This window comes from Kribbella swartbergensis, from assembly GCF_054784135.1.
This window is the reverse complement of the sequence record NZ_BAAGPM010000064.1, coordinates 97,823-115,152: the sequence shown is the minus strand read 5'-3', so window position 1 is coordinate 115,152 and position 17,330 is coordinate 97,823. Positions and strand designations below refer to the sequence as shown.

Genomic DNA, 17,330 nt, shown 5'->3' with positions numbered 1-17,330 from the left:
GCGGTGACGCCGAGGAGCGGGCGGCGGCGTTCATCAAGGAGAACGTGACCAAGCCGGTCGTCGGCTACGTGGCCGGGTTCACCGCGCCGGAGGGCAAGACGATGGGTCACGCGGGCGCGATCGTGTCCGGTTCGTCCGGTACGGCGGCCGCGAAGCAGGAGGCCCTGGAGGCCGTCGGCGTGAAGGTCGGCAAGACCCCCACCGAAACCGCCAACCTGATGCGCGACATCATGCAAACCCTGACAAAGTAACCATCAGCCCACAGAACGGCCCCGGACCCCCGGGGCCGTTCTCGTTGTCCGGGGAGGCTATTTGTATGTGGCTGAGCGGTCGGCTGCTCGGGTGAGGGTTTCGTTGAAGGCTGAGTCGGAGATGTCCAGGCCCTTCAGCACCGGGAACAGCAGGTAGACGGCGCGGTCCCCGGCGACGGCGATGCCGATCCGGTAGGTGAAGGTCTTCCCGCCGCCGGTGTCGTACGACGCCCGCCAGGTCTCACCCTTGACCGCGCCGGCCGACACCGTCCCGGTCGACTTCACCTTCGCGTTCGAGACGTTCTTCTCGCAGCCGTCGACGTTCTTGCGGATCTGGTCGACGAACGCCTTCGCGGCGGCCGGGGTGGCGAACTTCGCGACCGTGTCGTCCAGGCCGAACTCGGTCGGCACCTTGGCCTCCGGTGTCACGTACGTCACCGTGCCGGACTTGGTCGCCTTCGCCTTCTTCAGGTCGATCTTCTCGCAGCCGGTGCCGGCGCCGATCTTGGTGCCGGTGCTGCTCACCCACGGCTTGTCGATACCGCTCAGCACCGGCAGGTCCACCGGCGCCATGAACCCGGGCGCCTCGGCGGTCGGCAGCAGGCTGGGCCTGGCCACCGGTGCCCCGGTGCCACAGCCGCCGCTCTCCGCGCAGATCCGCTTCACGCCCGCGGTCGCCGCGGCCAGCACCGGCCCGGGCTTGGGCGGCGTACTGGCGAGGGAGTCGTGTTCGAGAACCATGGTGGCCTGGCCGGCGACCGCGACGGCGACGGTCTTGTACTTCGTCTTGCCGCCGGACGGCTGGCCGAAGACCGCGATCACGCCGCGCTCGCCGACCCCGGTCATCACGTAGCTGGACGCCAGCCGGATCTGCGGAGTGGAGCAGGCGCTGAGCCAGCCGACGATCGACGTGTACGCCTTGCCGGCCGCGGCCTTGTCGTTGGACACCTCGACGTACTGGATCGCGGTGTCCTTGGTGGCCGAGTTCTGCAGGGTGCGTACCCAGGTGCGCAGGCCGGCCGGGTCGGCGAACCGCTGGGACTGGCAGACGAACGAGCGCTCCGGGGCGCTGCTGCCGTCGGCGGTCTTGGTGATCGCCCAGGCGCCGGTCGCGCCCAGCGGCTTGGCCGTGGTGGCGTCGAGCAGGACCTTGGCGTCGGCCAGCACGGTCGAGGCGGCCGACTTGTCGTCGGAGGTACTGGACTTCGGCCCGGACGCATCGTCGCCACCGAAGGCGTTCAGCGCGGCGACCCCGCCGCCGCCGACCAGCGCGACGACCGCGACCCCGGCGGCGATCGTCTGGTTCCGCTTGCGCGCCTTCTGCCGGCGCGCCTCCCGGGCAGCGGCGCGACTGCCGCCGCGTGGTGCGCGGTGGGAACCGGCCAAAGCTCGACCTCCTGACTGATTCCACCCGACAGTACCCGTTGGCCCCGGGTCGTCCCCAGTCAGCCCGAGCGCGGATACCGGCAGATGCGCACGCGTCGACTGAGCGTGAACAAGCGGGCCGAAGTCTTCCATATCCGGCGTGTCAGAACGAGTGGTCTCCCGCGGGGGGAGACCATGGGGGTCAGATGACCGACATGCTGAGCCGTCCGGGTGCCCGGGACGGCGGACCCCACGGTGGGCAGAATCACGCGCCCGGGTCTGCCCCGGTCCCGACCAAGCCTCTGGTGCTGTCGGCCGTGATCTCCGCGGGCGCCTGCCTGCTCACCGGTCTGCTGATGTGTGCCGCGGTGGCCGTGATCGGCTGGCTGGCCGCCACGTTCGGCGGTGCCTCGGGGGCCATCAGGGCAGGCGCCTCGGCCTGGCTGGTCGCGCACAAGGCCGGTGTGACACTGGGCAGTGGTTCCATCACGATCGCACCGCTGGGGCTGACGCTCTTCCTCGGCTGGTGCCTGTACCGAGGCGGCAAGTCCGCTGCCCGGAGCAGCGCCGCGGACCGGACCAGGGACCTCGTCGTGCTCTCCGGCACGTTCGCCCTCGTCTACGGTCTGGCCGCGCTGATCATCGCCCTGCTCACGTCCGACGGGTCGCTGCGCGTCTCTCCGCTGTCCGCGTTCCTGGGCGCCGCGTCGCTGGCTCTCATCGCCGGGGCACTCGGCGTACTGGTCGAATCCGGTGCGGCCGAGGACATCGTCGACGCGACTCCCAGCGGCCTGCGTGATGCCGTTTCGGCCGCGGCTGCCGCCGTACTGACTGTGATCGCGATCGCCTCGCTCCTGTACGGCGTACTCCTCGCGATCCACTTCTCGCGCGTCACCGGGATGCTGGAGTTGCTGGACGCCGGTGTGGTCGGGTCGGCGGTGCTGTTCGCCATCTGCCTGATGCTGGTCCCGAACATGGTCCTGTACGTCGTCTCGTTCCTCGCCGGACCCGGATTCCAGCTGGGAGTCGGTACGACGATCGCACCGACCGGTGTGGACGTCGGCAACCTGCCTGCGCTGCCGCTCCTGGCCGCCGTACCTGCGGACGGGGCCACACCGACGTACCTGCTCGTGCTGACCGCTCTGGTGCCCTTGGCCGCCGGTGTGGTCGCCGGGCTGGTGGTGTCCCGGCGTGGGCTGACCGACGAGGACGCCGACGCGTTGGGCTGGGACGCCTTCGCGCTGCGGGGTGCAATGGCGGCTCTGCTCGCCGGACTGGTGCTCTACCTGCTCATGGCGTTGTCCGGTGGTTCCGCGGGGCCTGGGCGGATGTCGGCCGTGGGGATCCCGGCCGCACTGCCGGCGGCCGGCGTACTGGCTGCAGGCATGGCGATCGGTGCCTCGATCACAGCCGCGGTGATCGCCTCCCGGCGACCGGTTGACGGCGAGGCGGACGCCGGGCGATAAGCTTCGGGCCGTGACAGACCCGGTTGCGCCCACTCCTGAACCTGCGCGCCTCGTCGTGCTCGTCTCGGGATCGGGGTCGAACCTGCAGGCCCTGCTGGACGCCTGCGCCGACCCGGCGTACGGCGCCCAGGTCGTCGCCGTCGGTGCCGACCGGGACGGGATCGCCGGGCTGGACCGGGCCGCCACGGCCGGTGTGCCGACCTTCGTGCACAAGGTCAAGGACTACCCCGAGCGGTCCGACTGGGACCGCGCGCTGACCGCGTCCGTGGCCGAGTACAAGCCGGAGCTGGTCGTCTCCGCGGGCTTCCTGAAGCTGGTGGGCGAGGACTTCCTGAAGGCCTTCGGCGACCGCTACATCAACACGCACAACGCGCTGCTGCCGTCGTTCCCCGGCATCCACGGGCCGCGGGACGCGCTCGAGTACGGCGTCAAGGTGGCCGGCGCGACCCTGTTCTTCGTGGACGGCGGGGTCGACACCGGCCCGATCATCGCTCAGGTCGCCGTCCCCGTGCTGGACGACGACACCGAAGAAACCCTGACCGAGCGGATCAAGGAGGTCGAACGCCGCCAACTGGTGGAGTGGGTCGGCCGGCTGGTCCGCCAGGGCTGGACCATCACCGGACGAAAGGTTCGACTGAAGTGAGCACCGACCGCAGGCCGATCCGCCGGGCGCTGATCAGCGTCTACGACAAGACCGGTCTGGAGGAGCTCGCGAAGGCACTCTCCGAGGCCGGCGTCCAGCTGGTGTCGACCGGCTCCACCGCGGCCCGGATCGCCGCCGCCGGCGTACCGGTCACCAAGGTCGAGGAGCTGACCGGGTTCCCCGAGTGCCTGGACGGCCGGGTGAAGACGCTGCACCCGATGGTGCACGCCGGCCTGCTGGCCGACGTCCGCAAGCCGGAGCACGTCGAGCAGCTCAAGGAGATGCGGGTCGAGCCGTTCGACCTGCTGGTGAGCAACCTCTACCCGTTCACCGAGACCGTCGCGTCCGGCGCGTCGGTGGACGAGTGCATCGAGCAGATCGACATCGGCGGCCCGTCGATGGTCCGCGGTGCCGCGAAGAACCACGCGAACGTCGCGGTCGTGGTGTCGCCGTCGCGCTACCCGGAGATCGTCGCGGCGCTGGGCGACGGCGGCTTCACCGCCGAGCAGCGGCAGCGGCTGGCCGTCGACGCGTTCGTGCACACGGCGTCGTACGACGTCGCCGTCGCGTCCTGGATGGGCAACGCGGTCAGCGACACCAGCGAGGGCTCGGGCTTCCCGGCCTGGGTCGGCGCGGTCTGGGACAAGGCGGCCGGTCTCCGGTACGGCGAGAACCCGCATCAGCCGGCGGCGCTCTATGTGAACGGCCGGGGTGGTCTGGCGGCCGCGGAGCAGTTGCACGGCAAGGAGATGTCGTACAACAACTACGTCGACGCCGACGCGGCCCGGCGTACGGCGTACGACTTCACCGAGCCCGCGGTCGCGATCATCAAGCACGCGAACCCCTGTGGCATCGCGGTCGGCAAGGACATCGCCGAGGCGCACCGCCGCGCCCACGAGTGCGACCCGGTGTCGGCGTACGGCGGTGTGATCGCGACGAACGCGCCGGTGTCGGTGGAACTGGCCAAACAGGTCGCGGAGATCTTCACCGAGGTCCTGGTCGCCCCGGCGTACGAGGACGGTGCGGTCGAGATCCTGCGGGGCAAGAAGAACATCCGCCTGCTGGTCGCGCCGCCGCTGTCGGCCGCGGAGCAGGTGGAGATGCGGGCGATCAGCGGTGGGCTGCTGCTGCAGCACACCGACCGGTTCCAGGCGCCCGGCGACGACCCGTCGTCATGGCAGCTCGCGGCCGGTGAGCCGGCGTCTCCGGAGGTGCTGGCGGACCTCGCGTTCGCCTGGAAGGCCTGCCGCGCGGTCAAGTCCAACGCGATTCTGCTCGCCTCGAACGGCGCCTCGGTCGGCGTCGGCATGGGTCAGGTCAACCGCGTCGACTCCTGCCGCCTGGCCGTCTCCCGCGCCGGTGAGCGCGCGGCCGGCTCGGTCGCCGCGTCGGACGCCTTCTTCCCGTTCCCCGACGGCCTCGAGGTCCTGATCGAAGGCGGCGTCAAAGCAGTCGTCCAGCCCGGCGGCTCCATCCGCGACGAAGCCGCCATCGAGGCAGCCGAAAAGGCCGGCATCACCATGTACTTCACCGGCACCCGCCACTTCTTCCACTAACCAGCCGACCCACGCGTACGGGTAAGGGGAGTCCAGGCGTACTGCGGTTGTAACCCACGCGTGCTTCGCGGACGCTCCTTCGTCGCCTCCGCTACGTCCGCTCCCACCCACCCCCCGGCTACCGCCGGTGTTTCCCTTGCCGGCTGCCGCCGGCGATCTGCGGGCTTATCGCCCGCGGGCGACAACCCGGGGGGACGTGGTGGGATGGGAGAAACTGTTACCGCGCTGTCCCACGTGTCCTGGATTGGAGGCCACGCGTGCTTTCGTGGGTGCTCGATCCTCGGCTCCGCTGCGCGTGCTTGGGATCAGTGGCCGTCGGCAACCAGGCGGATGGCCAAGGTGCCGAAGACGGCTGCTGAGAGGCGTTTGAGTCCGCGCTGAATGGCCGGCCGGCGGAGGAACAGCGCGGACAGCCCACCGGCCGCGACGCCGACGGCGCAATCCATGATGATGCCGATCAGCACGAGCACGGTGCCGAGAACAAGGATCTGAGCAGAGGTGGGCCAGCCGCCGACGGTCAGGAACTGCGGCACGAAGGCCAGGTAGAAGAGGACCACCTTGGGGTTCGCGAGGTTCGTGAGGACGGCCGACAGGTAGGTCCGTCGAAGAGACCGTGAGCTGTTCACCCGGCGGGCGTCCGCACCGGCGCGAGCTGACCGCAGAGCCGTGATCGCCAGGTAGACAAGAACTGCTGCGCCCACCAGCCGAACGACATCCAGTGCGTACGGAGCCGCCCGGAGCAGCGTGCTCAGACCGAGTGCAGCCGCCGCGGTGTGCACCACCGTGCCACTCGCCATCCCCGCGGCAGCGACCACGCCGGCGCGGCGCCCGCCTCCGATCCCGTGGGCCAGGATGAACATCATTCCCGGCCCCGGCACGAGGTTCAGCACCACACAGGCCACGGAGAACGCCAGCAGCGTCGTCATGTCCATGCCGCTCACCCAAGCACCCCGGTACGACGCTGTGAACCCCCACCGCCGCCCGGCGAGACCGCCAGAGCGGTGGAAACGCCGCTGTGAGCCCGAACACCAGCTGGCGGCGGCGACCGGCGCCGAGTCCCTGTCGACGTGGTCGAGTTCTTCCGCGCAGTCCCCGAGCAGTCGGCTGCGGGCGATAAGCCCGCGAAATGCCGGCGGGAAACACACCGGCGACAACCCGGGAGCGGGCGTAGCGGGCGTGTCGAGGAGCGGAGCGACGAGGACGGCTGCGTCGTACGCGTGGGGTAGGCCTGGCCCGGGGTCAGTTGGGGACGATGAGGCCGAGGGTGCCGATGGCTAGGCCTACGCCTAGGAGGAGGGCGGTGTCGAAGGTGCGGCCGCGGACGTGGAGGAGGCCGGCGGCGGAGTCGGTGAGGGACAGGCGCAGCAGGCCGGCGAGCAGGATAGCGCCGGAGAAGATCAGTACGCCGTTGCGCCAGTCGTAGAAAGTGAGCACGACCAGACCGGTCGCCGCGACCAGGAGTGACAGGACCAGAGGCCACTCACTCCGGCGCTGGGCCTCGCCCGCCATCAGCACGCCGCCCCCGACCCATCCTGGCGGGTGGGGTACGTCGTACGGCGCCTCGACATCCGCGAGGTGATCGCAACAGCCGCAGTGCCGACAGCATCGAACCGAAGCACACCGGCCAGATGCCTGCCGCCGGCAGCAACAGCGTCGGTGGCGCACGCCGCGACCGAGACAGCGTCGGCGACCCGGGCCGGGACTGGGACAGCACCGCCGGCGCAGGCCGCGACCGGGACCGCGTCGGCGACCCGGGGCACGACCGACACAGCATCGGCGGCGTAGGCCAGGGCCGGGACGCTCATTGGGTCAGGCTCGCTTCGGCGGCTTCTACCACGTTGGTGAGTAGCATCGCGCGGGTCATCGGGCCGATGCCGCCCGGCATCGGCGCGATCCACGCCGCCTTCTCCCGGGCCCCGTCCTCGATGTCGCCGACGATCTTGCCCTCGGCGTTGCGGCTGGTGCCGACGTCCAGCAGAACCGCGCCCGGCTTCACCATGTCGGCGGTGATCAGCCCGGCGGACCCGGCCGCCGCGATCACGATGTCGCCGGTGCGGACGACGGCGGCGAGGTCCTTCGTGCCGGTGTGGCACTGGGTCACGGTCGCGTTCTCGGTACGGCGGGTGAACAGCAGCCCCATCGGGCGGCCCGCGGTCACACCCCGGCCGACGACGACCACGTGCGCGCCGGCGATCGGTACGTCGTACCGGCGCAGGATCTCGACGCAGCCCTTCGGCGTACAGGGGAGCGGGCCGTCCTGGCCGAGGACGAGCTTGCCGAGGCTGACCGGGTGCAGGCCGTCGGCGTCCTTGGCCGGGTCGATCAGCTCGAGGATCGCGTTCGTGTCGACGTGCTTGGGCAGCGGAAGCTGGACGATGAAGCCGGTGCAGGACGGGTTCTCGTTGAGCTCGGTGACCTTCGCGGCGATCTCGGCCTGGGTCGCCTCGGCCGGGAGCTCGACCTGGATCGAGGCGATGCCGACCGCCGCGCAGTCGCGGTGCTTGCCGGCCACGTACGCCCGGCTGCCCGGGTCGTCCCCGACCAGGATCGTGCCGAGCCCGGGCACCACACCCTGCTCGGCCAGCTTCGCGACCCGGATCTTCAACTCGTCCTTGATCGCCGCTGCCGTCGCCTTGCCGTCCAGAATCTGCGCCGTCACGACGTATGAGTCTAGGTGCGGACCGCCAGGCCCTCACAATCCGCACCCCGCCGGCCAACCGCGCGGTGCCCGGCTGACGTGTGCCGGGCCGGAGTTCGGCTGAGGAATGGCGGTGCTCTTGCCGGAGTTGAGGTGAGTAGTTTATTCTTTAACTACCCGAGCGAGGAGACCATCATGCCCGCCGTGACCGTCAGCGACATCACCGTGCTGCCCCGCATCCACCAGCCGGACCCGGCCGTCGCGAACGAGCGCGCGGTCCGGTCGGTGACCTCGGCGCCCAGCGGCTACGAGGGCGAGGGCTTCCCCGTACGGCGTGCCTTCGCCGGCGTGGACCTGCGTGACCTCGACCCGTTCATCCACATGGACCAGATGGGCGAGGTGGAGTACGCGCCGGGTGAGCCGAAGGGCACCCCCTGGCACCCGCACCGCGGCTTCGAGACCGTCACCTACATGCTCGACGGGATCATGGAGCACCAGGATTCCAACGGCGGTGGCGGTGTCATCTCCAACGGCGACACCCAGTGGATGACCGCCGGAAGCGGACTCCTGCACATCGAGACTCCGCCGGAGCATCTGGTGTTGAGTGGTGGCCTGTTCCACGGCATCCAGCTCTGGGTGAACCTGCCGCGGGCGCAGAAGTGGGCCCCGCCGCGCTACCAGGACATCCGCGGCGGCGACTCGGCCCTGCTGTCCACGCCGGACGGCGGCGCGCTGATCCGCGTGATCGCGGGCGCGGTCGACGGTCATGAAGGGCCGGGCTCGACGCACACGCCGATCACGCTGGTGCACGCGACGGTCAGCCCCGGCGCGGAGATGGTGCTGCCGTGGCAGCCCGACTACAACGCACTCGTCTACGTCCTGGCCGGACAGGGCACGGTCGGCGCCGAGCACCGCCCGATCCGCAAGGGTCAGCTCGCCGTCTTCGGCCCGGGCGACACGATCCGTACGGCGGCCGGTACGACGCAGCCGCAGGCCGAGCCGAACCTGGACGTCCTGGTGCTGGGCGGCCGCCCGATCCGGGAGCCGGTCGCGATGGCCGGACCCTTCGTGATGAACACCCGTCTTGAGGTGATCCAGGCCTTCGAGGACTTCCAGGCCGGCAAGCTCGGCACCATCCCGGCCGTCCACGGCGCCCCGACGGAACTGCGCAGTACCGACTAGCCCCCGGCCTGGACATCCCGAATCCCCGGTTCTACCGTCCGAACAAGGGGAAACGGGGATTTTCAGGGGGGCATCATGTCGCGTTTCCGCAAGCTTGCGCTGATCGTGTCCGCGGTGGCACTGACCGTCTCCGCGGGCGCACCCTTCCCGGCGTCGATTCCGTTGCCGACGGACTTCCAGCCGGAAGGAATCGCCACCGGGCCCAGGTCCACCTTCTACGTCGGATCGCTGACCAGTGGTGACATCTACCGCGGCAGTCTGCGCACCGGCAAGGGCGCGATCTTCGTCGACGCACCGCCGGGCCGGGTCGCCGTGGGAATGAAGGTCGAGCGGTCCGCGAAACGGCTCTGGGTGGCCGGCGGTGCGACCGGCCACGGCTACGTCTACAGCACCCGCAACGGCTCGACCGTCAAGGACCTGGTGCTCAGCACCAGCGAAAGCCTGATCAACGACGTCACCGTGACCAATCACGCGGCGTACTTCACCGACACGTTCAGGCCGGTCATCTACAAGGTCCCGATCGGGAAGGGCGGCAGGATCGGTACGCCGCGGACGATCCCGCTCAGCGGACCGGCGGCGGTCCCCGGGGAATTCCCCAACCTGAACGGGATCGACGCGACGCGGGACGGGAAGGCGCTGATCCTGGGGCACTCGTCGCGCGGCGAGCTGTACCTGGTGAATCCGCGCACCGGCTCGAGCAGGCTCATCGAGATCACCGGCGGCAGCATCACCCCCGGAACGCCTGACGGCATCCTGCTCGACGGCAGAACCCTGTGGGTGGTGGAGAACTTCTCCGAGCGCCTGCTCAAGATCAGGCTCAGTCCCGACCTGACCAGTGGTCGCATCACCGCCGTCGTCACCAGTGACCTGTTCCGCATTCCCACCACGGTCGCCAAGAGCGGGAACAGGCTTGCCCTGGTCAACGCTCGCTTCGACCTCGGCTTCCCGCCGCCGTTCGGCCCGGGGGCGCCGCCCGGCACCGACTTCGACGTGGTGCAACTGAAGAAGCCCTGATCAGCCCTCGGGGTAGAAGAGGAACAGGGTGCAGCCCTGTTTCGTCTGCGGTACGTGTGACGACCCGGCCGGACAGTGGATGAAGGAGCCGGCCGGGTAGTCGCGGTGGCCGTCGTTGAAGACGCCGTCGACGACGTACACCTCTTCCGGCCCCGGCTCGTGGACGTCGATCCCCTCCCAGCTGGCGCCGGGGTCCATCTCGAGCACGTGCGCGGTCGCGCCGTTCGCTCCGCGCCACAACGAGCGCAACCGGATGCCGGGGAAGAGTTCGCGGACCGCAGTGTCTGCCACAGAAGTGAATTCGAAGGTTTCCACGGCTCCGATCATCCGTTGTCCACAGGCTTTCCCACAGTGTCTGGATAGTCGTGGTCAGGTACTTTTATGCCATGCAGCCGCATCGTGTCGTCGCGCTCGTCTCGGAGCCGCAGGCGAGCTTCGAGCTGGGCTGTGCGGCGGCCGTGTTCCGCGCGGACCGGTACCGGTTCGGCGTGTGCACGGAGCGACCGGGTCAGCTCCGGACCACCACCGAGGGGTTCTCGATGGTGGTGAGGTCGGGATTGCGGGCCCTCGATCGCGCCGACACGATCGTCGTACCGGGCTGGCTGCCGATCGAGCGTGAGCCGTCGGATGCCGTCCGCAAGGCGTTGCGGTGGGCGCATCGACGCGGGGCACGGCTGGTGAGCATCTGCTCGGGTGCGTTCGTGCTGGCCGCGACCGGGTTGCTGGACGGGCGCCGGGCGACGACACATTGGCGGTACGCCGACGAGCTGCAGCGCCGGTTTCCCGCCGTACTCGTGGATCCGGACGTGCTCTACATCGACCACGGCGACATCGCGACGAGCGCCGGCTCGGGGACCGGGATCGACCTGTGTCTGCAGTTGGTGCGCCGGGACCACGGCGCCGCGTACGCCGCTCAGGTCGCGCGACGGATGGTGATGCCGCCGCATCGCGAAGGCGGTCAGGTCCAGTACCGGGTCGAGGAGACCCAGCAGACCGAGTCGCTGGGTGCTCTGCTCGACTGGGCGACCGAGCACCTCGCCGAGCCGCTCACGCTGGACGACCTGGCGGCCCGGATCAACGTCTCCCGGCGGACGCTCGCCCGCCGGTTCGCCGACCAGCTCGGTGTCTCGCCCGGCCAGTGGCTGCTGGCCCAGCGGATCGCCAGGTCCCGTGTCCTGCTGGAGGACACCGACCTCCCGGTCGAGACCATCGCCGCCCGCGTCGGGTTGTCCTCGGCCACCAACCTCCGCCGCCGCTTCCACGCTGCCTTGCGCACGACGCCCAGCGCCTACCGCCGAGCCTTCAGAGGTAGCCGTCGATCAGGCGCCGCCAGGCAGGCGCGCCAGGCAGGTTGAGCTGGTCAGACAGTTTGGCCGGCGCGGTCGCGGGCCAGGTCGGCAATCGCCGCTGTCGTGTCGTCGTACAGGCGCTGCGCGTGCTCCGGGGTGAGGCCGATCGCGGTTAGGCCCAGACGGCCGTCGACGGCCAGGCATGACAGCATGTGCAGGACGACCCCGGTCCCGGTGTGCGGGTCGAACTGGAGCCCGGCCTCGACGAGGGCGCGGATGACGTCCTGTGGTGCCAGTCCGAGCCAGCTCGGATCGACCAGATTGTCCGTCGAGGCGTAGCACCTCGACGATCCGTCCGCGGCACGCCAGCGGCCGAGTCCGGGCTGGTACTCCCCCGGGACCAGGTGCCGCAGCGCCGCGTAGGGATGCGTCGTACCGCCCTTGCGGAGGTTGATCTCCAGCGCGTGCAGTCTCCACCGGCCGGCGGCATCGGTCGTCGCCATGAAATCGACACTCAGCCGGCCGACCACGCCATGCGCGGCGAGCGAGCGTCCGATCGCCCGCCCGAACCCCGCGAGCGCGGGGGAGTACGCCGGGTCGGCCGGGAACCGGCAGCCGTAGTAGATCTGGCGCTTCGCGCCACCCAGCACTTGCTCGTGCGTCGACGGGACTGACACGTCGCCGTACGGAGTGATGTCCACCTGGACACTCGGACTTGCAGCGGCCAGGCCGGTGACGAGCTCCTCGACGACCCCGCCGCGTTCGAGATCGGCGAGATACCAGTCCGGCAGCGCCTCGACCTGGGATCGTACCTGTGCGTCGGACAGCCGGCGACCAGTCAAGTCGCGCAGTTCGACGACGCTGTTGCCGTCGCCCGCGCCACTGTCGTCGTGCTTGACCACGACCGCCAACGCGTCCGGGCGCTCTCCTTGGATCGCCCTGACGGCCGCGCAGACGTCGTCCACGGTTCGCACCCCTTCGCGACCGGCCGGTGTCGGTACGCCGGCCTGCCGGAACAGCCGGCGTCCCGCGCTCTTGAATCCGAGCGGCCATAGTTCCGGCACCGTCCCGTTGATGGGCGCGTCCAGCCGGACGGCTACCGCGATCTCGTGCCCGGTCACGTTCCACGGCTCGATGAAGGCCGGCCGGCCGCCGATCCCGGCGCGGATCCGGCGCAACAGATCCGGCCGGTCCAGCAGTTTCTCCGCCACCGACCGGGGGCCGAGGTCGTTGATCGGGAGGATCCGCAGGCGCGCCCGGCATCCGGTACGACGTCGCGCCGGGGCGAAGCCGAGGTAGTACTCGACGACCTCTGGCGACGGTTCCTGGGAACAGACGAACACCATCTCGCACCGCTCGAAGCGCGGCAACATCAGCGTGGCGAGGAGATAGCGATGCTCGAGGGCGGGAATCCGGTCGGCGTAATGGGACAGGATCGACTCGCCGAGGCCGAACGAGGGCAGCACGACGAGGACGTGCGGAGGTCCGCCCGGACGGTTCATCGACCACACCGTCCCGAGCCGGCCCTGCAATTGCCTGATCTCCGTCATCCGGCCCCGCCCCACGATCAGCGTACGCCCGCGTGCGAGGCCTAGGAAGCGTTGTCCAGGTCGATGTAAGAGGCGATCCGCGGGTCGTCCGGGTCGGCGCCGTACGTCTCGACGAAGCGGCGGGCCGCGGGTGGTCCGCCGTACTGGGGATTGAGGGTGCCGGACAGGCTCTTGAACATGAGGGCGAGGTCGACGTAGCGGTCGCCGATGCCCAGCCGACTGAGGTCGAGGACGCCGCAGAAGCGCAGGGTCGAAGGGTCGACAAAGACGTTGGGGCAGCAGTAGTCGCCGTGGGTCACGACGTCAGGCTCGCCGGGAAAGGGCGATGTGAACGGGCTGCCGGTCAGCGCGTGCAGCGATCGGAGCCCGTCGGCGATCGCGGTCAGTACGGCGGGTCGGTCGGCGGCCGGCCACGGTCGGGAGGCGTCCCGGCCGGGCAGCTCCGTGGTCAGCAGCCAGTTGTTGCCTCGGTCAACGATGCGCGGGCACGGGAAGCCGGTCGAGCCGAGCCAGGCGAGCCGTTCGGCCTCGTCGTCGACACCCGGGCCGGCCTTGTAGAACAGCGACTCCGAGCGCCGCCGCAGCCGTACCACCGTCGCCGCCGAGTGCCCGACGTGGACCGGTTCGGCGCTGCCCGCGCCGAACCGATCCATCAGAGCGTTCAGGTCCACTCAGCGAAGGTTACGGTGCAACGCCGAGATGAGCTCCCCGTTTTCGGTGTCTCCGTCCAGCGACCAGATCATCACGCCGCCCAGCCTGCGCTGCGAGACGTACTGCGCCTTGCGCTTCATCTCGATCGGGTCGTCCCACGTCCAGAACGTCGTACCGTCGAACAACCAGGCGAAACCGGCCGTGTTGTCGCGGTACAAGGTGAAGCCGGGGAGCTTCGCCTTGAGCAGGCGGTAGTCCTCGTAGCCGGCCTCGTACGTCGCCGGCGCCGGGCCGGTCGCGGGCTGGAAGAGGCCGTTGTTCTGGTTCCTCACGCCGGTCCAGCCGCGGGAGTAGAACGGCACACCCATGACCAGTTTGTGCCGCGGAGCGCCCCGCGACAGGTACGCGTCGATCGTCACCTGCGAGCTGAACTCGGCCGCCGACGGGTCACCGGCCGGGCCGTCGATCGCCGACTGCTGGTTGGTGACCGGGTCCCAGGCGCCGTGGTAGTCGTAGCCCTGCGTCGTACCGAACGTCAGGTCCTTGAACAACGTCCGGACCTCGAACCCGTTGTCGACCTGGACGGGATTGGCCGGCAGGAACGCGGTCAGGTTGTAGCGGCCCTTGAACGGCCAGGACAGCTTGTCGAGTTGCTTGCGGTACTCGCGGACCAGCGCGGTGAAGTTCTGCTTGTCCTCCGGCCGGACCACGTTGCCCGGATTGCCTTCGCTGCCAGGCCATTCCCAGTCCAGGTCGATGCCGTCGAAGATCCCCTTGGCGGCGCCCGCGGGCAGTCCAGGGAGGTTGCCCTTCACCCACAGGTCCAGGCAGGACTTCACGTGTGCGGCCCGCGACTGCGGTGTCAGCGCCGCGTCGGAGAAGTACTTCGAGCCGGTCCATCCGCCCAGCGAGATGCTGATCCGCAGATGGGGGAACTTCTGCTTCAACTGCTTGAGCTGATTGAGATTCCCGTTCAGCGCCTGACCCGGAGCGTCGGCCGTGCCGCTGACGCTCTGCTCGGCGCTGAACGGCCGCTGGTAGTCGGCCCAGGGGTCGCTGCTCACGCACGCCCCGCGCTCGTCGACGAACCCGAACGCATAGTTCAGGTGGGTCAGCCGTGCGGCCGTCCCGTTCTCCACCAGGTCTTTGACCAGGAAGTTCCGGTCGTATCCACTCCAGTTGGTGTAGTAACCCACCACTCGCTTGCTGTTGTGCGCTTCGGCCGGTACGGCGGTCAGCCCCGCCAGCACCGTCGCCGCCGCCACCACCAGCAACCCCACACTCCGACGCTTCATCTGAGTCCCCTTTCGGGCGGTTGAGGGAACAGGTGGCGCCGACTCTAGAACTCTTCCGGCGATTTAAACAGTGACTCTGCCGAAAGATCATCAGGAAAGTTTCCTACCTGTCCGGCCACTGTTGGCCGAGGATAGGGTCACGGCATGATCAACGTGCAAGCGGACCTGGCGCCGTCGGGCGTGCTGCGGGCGGCCGTCAACCTGGGCAACCCGGTCCTGGCCCAAGGGACGCCGGAGGAGCCGTCCGGCGTCACCGTCGACATCGCGCGGGAGATCGCCCGCCGGCTCGAGGTGCCGCTGGAACTGGTCTGTTTCGACGCTGCCCGCAAGTCCTTCGAGGCGTTGACGACCGGGCAGGCGGACATCTGTTTCCTCGCCGTCGAGCCCGCCCGAGCCGACCAGGTCGCGTTCACCGCGCCGTACGTGATCATCGAAGGGGTCTTCGCCGTACGCCGGGAATCCGGGCTGACCGCTGTCGGTGACGTCGACCGGGACGGTGTCCGGATCGGGGTGAAGCGCGGGTCGGCGTACGACCTGTACCTGACCCGGACGCTGCGGCACGCGACTGTCGTCCGCGGTGACGAAGGCGTGGACGTGTTCCTGGCCGAGGGCCTGGAGGTCGCCGCCGGCATCCGCCGGCCGATCACCCGGTTCGTCGCCGAGAATCCCGGCTTCCGGCTGATCGACGAGCGATTCATGCAGATCCAGCAAGCCGTCGGCACCAGCAAGACCCGGCACCCGGACACCGTCGCCTACCTCCACGCCCTGGTCGAGGACCTCAAGACGTCCGGCTTCGTCGCCGACTCCCTCCTCCGCTCCGGCCAACCCGACGCCACCGTCGCACCACCGGCCTGAGCAGCGGAGGATTTAACGATAATGGTTTTCATGTGCTAGCTTCCGGGTGACCCGTCCGCCATCCGGGAAGAGACTCGCGTGCGTGCTGTTGCTGGTGTCCTGCTGTCGTCGTTGCTGCTGACCGGGTGTTTCGCCGGCGGAGGTGATCACGCCCCGGCGGGCGGAACGAGCGACGGGCGGATCAAGGTCGCGATGATGCAGCCGCCGCGGTCGGGCCTGTCGCCGTTCAGCGACGACGCGTTCAAGTTGTCCCGGTGGAGCACGGCGGAGACGCTCGTCACGCTGGACGAGATCGGTGATGCGCAGCCGGGGCTGGCGACCGCGTGGAAGCGGATCTCGCCGCGGAGCTGGGAGTTCACCATCCGGCCCGGCGTACGGTTCCACGACGGTACGACGCTGACCGCGGACGTCGCGGCGTTCGCGTTGACGCGAGCGACGACCGCCTCGCCGAAACCGCGGATCCTGGACGGGGTGACCCTGACTGCGGTTGCCAAGGGCAACCAGCTTGTCGTCACCACGGCCGGTCCGGATCCGCTGGTGCCGCAGCGGCTGTCGTCACCGCAGCTGTCGATCCTGTCCAAGGCGGCGTACACCGGCACGCGCGTCGATCCGGTCGGCACCGGGAGCGGGCCGTTCGAGCTGGTCGAGGTGCGTGGGACGAGTGGCGCTCGGCTCGATCGGTACGACGGGTACTGGGGTGGCCGAGCACGGGCCGCGGGGATCGACGTGTCGTTCGTGCCCGACGGCGCGGCCCGGGCGGCGGCGATCCGGAGCGGAGCGGCTCAGTTGGTGGAGTCGATCCCGGTGTCGCAGGCGGCGCTGCTGGAGCCGGAGACGGTCACCGAGGTGCCGATGCCGCGGACGAACACCCTCTACCTGAACACACGGTCCGGTCCGTTGAAGGACCCTGCGCTGCGAGCCACGATCCGGGACGCGATCGACCGGGACGCCCTGGTGAAGGGTGTGTACGAAGGGCGTGCCGACAAGGCGGCCGGTCTGCTCGGTCCGGCGTTGCCCTGGGCGGCCGAGGGTCGCAACGAGTTGACCGGCCGGACCGCGGGGAAGGCCCCGGCGGGTACGACGATCACCCTCGCGACGTTCTCCGACCGGGCCGAACTGCCGGAAGTGGCGTCGGTCTTGCAGCAGCAGTTGCAGCAGGCCGGGTTCACCGTGAAGCAGGTGGTCCGCGAGTACGCACACATCGAGGAGGACGCGCTGGCGGGGAAGTTCGACGCCTTCATCCTGTCCCGGGCGACGGTCCTCGACTCGGGCGACCCGGTCGCCTATCTGTACTCCGACTTCGCCTGCCGCGGCTCGTTCAACATCTCCCAGCTCTGCGACCCGGAGGTCGACGCGGCCCTGACCAAGGCAACCATCACCGAAACCGGCGACGCCCGCCGCCGGGCGGTCCTGGACGCCGAGGCGGCGGTTCTCCGCACCGACGCGGCCGTGCCGTTGCTCCACGAGCGAGTCATCCAAGGCGATGCCACGACGCTCGCCGACTCGGCCAAGGACCCCCGCGAGAGACTGCTCGTCACAGCGTCGACCCACCTGAAGTGAAGGCGGGGAAGTGAA

General features: G+C 69.7%; 17 protein-coding genes and 1 pseudogene. 9 read left to right on the top strand and 9 right to left on the bottom strand.

Annotated features, from left to right (window positions below; all coding sequences use genetic code 11):
* Positions 1-251: pseudogene (locus ACYVOK_RS35065) on the top strand (succinate--CoA ligase subunit alpha); the annotation flags it as partial.
* Between the two features lie 57 nt (positions 252-308).
* On the opposite strand, the gene ACYVOK_RS35060 reads toward ACYVOK_RS35065, so the two are convergent.
* A complete protein-coding gene (locus ACYVOK_RS35060; protein WP_460666917.1) occupies positions 309-1,637 on the bottom strand; it encodes a hypothetical protein in 1,329 nt (442 codons plus the stop codon).
* Positions 1,638-1,822: 185 nt separating this feature from the next.
* Here ACYVOK_RS35060 and ACYVOK_RS35055 point away from each other — a divergent pair, with 185 nt between their 5' ends.
* Genes ACYVOK_RS35055 through purH form a run of 3 tightly spaced genes read left to right on the top strand, consistent with a single transcriptional unit; the run spans position 1,823 to position 5,281 of the window.
* The gene (locus ACYVOK_RS35055) at positions 1,823-3,082 is read left to right on the top strand and encodes a cell division protein PerM (protein WP_460666916.1); all 1,260 of its coding nucleotides are present in this window, start codon (positions 1,823-1,825) and stop codon (positions 3,080-3,082) included.
* Between the two features lie 10 nt (positions 3,083-3,092).
* On the top strand, positions 3,093-3,725 hold the full coding sequence (gene purN, locus ACYVOK_RS35050) for a phosphoribosylglycinamide formyltransferase (protein ID WP_460666915.1): 633 nt from the start codon (positions 3,093-3,095) through the stop codon (positions 3,723-3,725).
* A complete protein-coding gene (gene purH, locus ACYVOK_RS35045; RefSeq protein WP_460666914.1) occupies positions 3,722-5,281 on the top strand; it encodes a bifunctional phosphoribosylaminoimidazolecarboxamide formyltransferase/IMP cyclohydrolase in 1,560 nt (519 codons plus the stop codon). Before purN ends, purH begins: the two co-directional genes overlap by 4 nt.
* A 305-nt stretch (positions 5,282-5,586) precedes the next feature.
* On the opposite strand, the gene ACYVOK_RS35040 is transcribed toward purH, so the two are convergent.
* The 4 genes from ACYVOK_RS35040 to ACYVOK_RS35025 form a co-directional block, all read right to left on the bottom strand.
* The gene (locus ACYVOK_RS35040; RefSeq protein ID WP_460666918.1) at positions 5,587-6,213 is read right to left on the bottom strand and encodes a LysE family translocator; all 627 of its coding nucleotides are present in this window, start codon (positions 6,211-6,213) and stop codon (positions 5,587-5,589) included.
* 307 nt (positions 6,214-6,520) lie between these two features.
* Positions 6,521-6,790 carry a DUF3017 domain-containing protein gene (locus tag ACYVOK_RS35035; protein WP_460666913.1) on the bottom strand — a complete coding sequence of 90 codons (270 nt, stop codon included), beginning with the start codon at positions 6,788-6,790 and terminating at the stop codon, positions 6,521-6,523.
* A complete protein-coding gene (locus ACYVOK_RS35030; protein ID WP_460666912.1) occupies positions 6,790-7,086 on the bottom strand; it encodes a hypothetical protein in 297 nt (98 codons plus the stop codon). The genes ACYVOK_RS35035 and ACYVOK_RS35030 overlap by 1 nt, the downstream gene beginning before the upstream one ends.
* Positions 7,083-7,940, bottom strand: a complete 858-nt coding sequence (locus ACYVOK_RS35025) for a bifunctional methylenetetrahydrofolate dehydrogenase/methenyltetrahydrofolate cyclohydrolase (protein WP_460666911.1) — start codon at positions 7,938-7,940, stop codon at positions 7,083-7,085. The genes ACYVOK_RS35030 and ACYVOK_RS35025 overlap by 4 nt, the downstream gene beginning before the upstream one ends.
* Positions 7,941-8,114: 174 nt before the next feature.
* Between ACYVOK_RS35025 and ACYVOK_RS35020 the strand changes: the two genes are divergently transcribed.
* On the top strand, positions 8,115-9,101 hold the full coding sequence (locus ACYVOK_RS35020; RefSeq protein WP_460666910.1) for a pirin family protein: 987 nt from the start codon (positions 8,115-8,117) through the stop codon (positions 9,099-9,101).
* Between the two features lie 75 nt (positions 9,102-9,176).
* Positions 9,177-10,115 (top strand): SMP-30/gluconolactonase/LRE family protein, encoded by a 939-nt coding sequence (locus tag ACYVOK_RS35015; RefSeq protein ID WP_460666909.1) that lies wholly within the window; start codon positions 9,177-9,179, stop codon positions 10,113-10,115.
* On the opposite strand, the gene ACYVOK_RS35010 is transcribed toward ACYVOK_RS35015, so the two are convergent.
* Positions 10,116-10,406 carry a cupin domain-containing protein gene (locus ACYVOK_RS35010; protein ID WP_460666908.1) on the bottom strand — a complete coding sequence of 97 codons (291 nt, stop codon included), beginning with the start codon at positions 10,404-10,406 and terminating at the stop codon, positions 10,116-10,118.
* A gap of 95 nt (positions 10,407-10,501) precedes the next feature.
* Here ACYVOK_RS35010 and ACYVOK_RS35005 point away from each other — a divergent pair, with 95 nt between their 5' ends.
* Positions 10,502-11,470 (top strand): helix-turn-helix domain-containing protein, encoded by a 969-nt coding sequence (locus ACYVOK_RS35005; protein ID WP_460666907.1) that lies wholly within the window; start codon positions 10,502-10,504, stop codon positions 11,468-11,470.
* A gap of 5 nt (positions 11,471-11,475) precedes the next feature.
* On the opposite strand, the gene ACYVOK_RS35000 is transcribed toward ACYVOK_RS35005, so the two are convergent.
* Genes ACYVOK_RS35000 through ACYVOK_RS34990 form a run of 3 tightly spaced genes read right to left on the bottom strand, consistent with a single transcriptional unit; the run spans position 11,476 to position 14,900 of the window.
* Positions 11,476-12,954: a peptide ligase PGM1-related protein gene (locus ACYVOK_RS35000; RefSeq protein ID WP_460666906.1), complete on the bottom strand. Its 1,479-nt coding sequence runs from the start codon at positions 12,952-12,954 to the stop codon at positions 11,476-11,478.
* A 41-nt stretch (positions 12,955-12,995) separates the two neighbouring features.
* Positions 12,996-13,625: a phosphotransferase gene (locus ACYVOK_RS34995; protein WP_460666905.1), complete on the bottom strand. Its 630-nt coding sequence runs from the start codon at positions 13,623-13,625 to the stop codon at positions 12,996-12,998.
* Complete coding sequence (locus ACYVOK_RS34990) at positions 13,626-14,900, bottom strand: glycoside hydrolase family 18 protein (RefSeq protein ID WP_460666904.1); 1,275 nt, start codon at positions 14,898-14,900, stop codon at positions 13,626-13,628.
* Between the two features lie 144 nt (positions 14,901-15,044).
* On the opposite strand from ACYVOK_RS34990, the gene ACYVOK_RS34985 reads away from it, so the two are divergent.
* Positions 15,045-15,755, top strand: a complete 711-nt coding sequence (locus tag ACYVOK_RS34985; protein WP_460666903.1) for a transporter substrate-binding domain-containing protein — start codon at positions 15,045-15,047, stop codon at positions 15,753-15,755.
* Between the two features lie 78 nt (positions 15,756-15,833).
* Positions 15,834-17,315: an ABC transporter substrate-binding protein gene (locus tag ACYVOK_RS34980; protein WP_460666902.1), complete on the top strand. Its 1,482-nt coding sequence runs from the start codon at positions 15,834-15,836 to the stop codon at positions 17,313-17,315.
* Positions 17,316-17,330 lie beyond the last annotated feature (15 nt).

What these genes read in the sequence shown, in the direction of transcription:
- ACYVOK_RS35040 (WP_460666918.1), bottom strand. Translation starts at nt 6,213, where the DNA reads ATGGACATGACGACGCTGCTGGCGTTCTCCGTGGCCTGTGTGGTGCTG.
- ACYVOK_RS35055 (WP_460666916.1), top strand. Translation starts at nt 1,823, where the DNA reads ATGACCGACATGCTGAGCCGTCCGGGTGCCCGGGACGGCGGACCCCAC.
- ACYVOK_RS35035 (WP_460666913.1), bottom strand. Translation starts at nt 6,790, where the DNA reads ATGGCGGGCGAGGCCCAGCGCCGGAGTGAGTGGCCTCTGGTCCTGTCA.
- ACYVOK_RS35005 (WP_460666907.1), top strand. Translation starts at nt 10,502, where the DNA reads ATGCAGCCGCATCGTGTCGTCGCGCTCGTCTCGGAGCCGCAGGCGAGC.
- ACYVOK_RS34990 (WP_460666904.1), bottom strand. Translation starts at nt 14,900, where the DNA reads ATGAAGCGTCGGAGTGTGGGGTTGCTGGTGGTGGCGGCGGCGACGGTG.
- ACYVOK_RS35015 (WP_460666909.1), top strand. Translation starts at nt 9,177, where the DNA reads ATGTCGCGTTTCCGCAAGCTTGCGCTGATCGTGTCCGCGGTGGCACTG.
- ACYVOK_RS34985 (WP_460666903.1), top strand. Translation starts at nt 15,045, where the DNA reads ATGATCAACGTGCAAGCGGACCTGGCGCCGTCGGGCGTGCTGCGGGCG.
- ACYVOK_RS35020 (WP_460666910.1), top strand. Translation starts at nt 8,115, where the DNA reads ATGCCCGCCGTGACCGTCAGCGACATCACCGTGCTGCCCCGCATCCAC.
- ACYVOK_RS35030 (WP_460666912.1), bottom strand. Translation starts at nt 7,086, where the DNA reads ATGAGCGTCCCGGCCCTGGCCTACGCCGCCGATGCTGTGTCGGTCGTG.
- ACYVOK_RS35000 (WP_460666906.1), bottom strand. Translation starts at nt 12,954, where the DNA reads ATGACGGAGATCAGGCAATTGCAGGGCCGGCTCGGGACGGTGTGGTCG.